Origin of the sequence: Luteolibacter pohnpeiensis, assembly GCF_016595435.1 — a bacterium.
In the GTDB taxonomy this organism is placed as follows: Bacteria; Verrucomicrobiota; Verrucomicrobiia; order Verrucomicrobiales; family Akkermansiaceae; genus Luteolibacter; species Luteolibacter pohnpeiensis.
Map to the genome: position 1 here is coordinate 1 of NZ_JAENIJ010000194.1, position 520 is coordinate 520.

The window sequence follows — 520 nt, forward strand, 5'->3', positions numbered from 1 at the left end:
GAGCCGGGCGTCGGCAGTGTCACTTTTGTTGCGTCTGAGTTTTTGATTTCCGAAGGCTTTGATGCGCCTTGGATTGACGAGGAAAAGGGCGTGGAGGCCGTGTTGATGGAGGGCTTTTGAGATGGCAATGCTGTAGTGGCCGGTTTGTTCGAGGCAGGCGGAAATGGCGGCGGGTTTTGCGAGTTTGGCGAGCCATTGGAGGAGACTCGCGATGCCTTTCGGGGTGTTGTCGAAGCGTTCGGAGAGCGGTTCTTTGTGGCCGATGAGGTGGCAGAAGAGGTCGGACTATCCGACGTCGATTCCGAGAAAGAGGCTTGGCGAGGGTGAAGGATTGGTGGTAGTTTTCATGGATCTTGTTCAAAGCCTGGAAGGGTTCCAAAAACACCCCTCGGCGGAGGAGTCACAGTCTCATCAAAACAGATTCGATGGATCTAAGATGCTGCTCGGACTTGAAGGCCGTGGGAGCCGCGTGATGCCTGATCTTGTTCACAGACTCATCCGTTGGAGCGGAGGTCTTGGC

General features: G+C 55.4%; 2 protein-coding genes. One reads left to right on the top strand and one right to left on the bottom strand.

The genetic code is table 11. The annotated features are described in order from the left end of the window. The coding region (locus JIN85_RS22480) for an IS110 family transposase (RefSeq protein ID WP_425494641.1) at window positions 1-213 on the bottom strand (213 nt) is incomplete at its 3' end. On the opposite strand from JIN85_RS22480, the gene JIN85_RS21540 reads away from it, so the two are divergent. Next, window positions 136-327 (top strand): NUDIX hydrolase, encoded by a 192-nt coding sequence (locus JIN85_RS21540; protein WP_234047551.1) that lies wholly within the window; start codon window positions 136-138, stop codon window positions 325-327. The genes JIN85_RS22480 and JIN85_RS21540 overlap by 78 nt on opposite strands. Window positions 328-520: the final 193 nt, after the last annotated feature.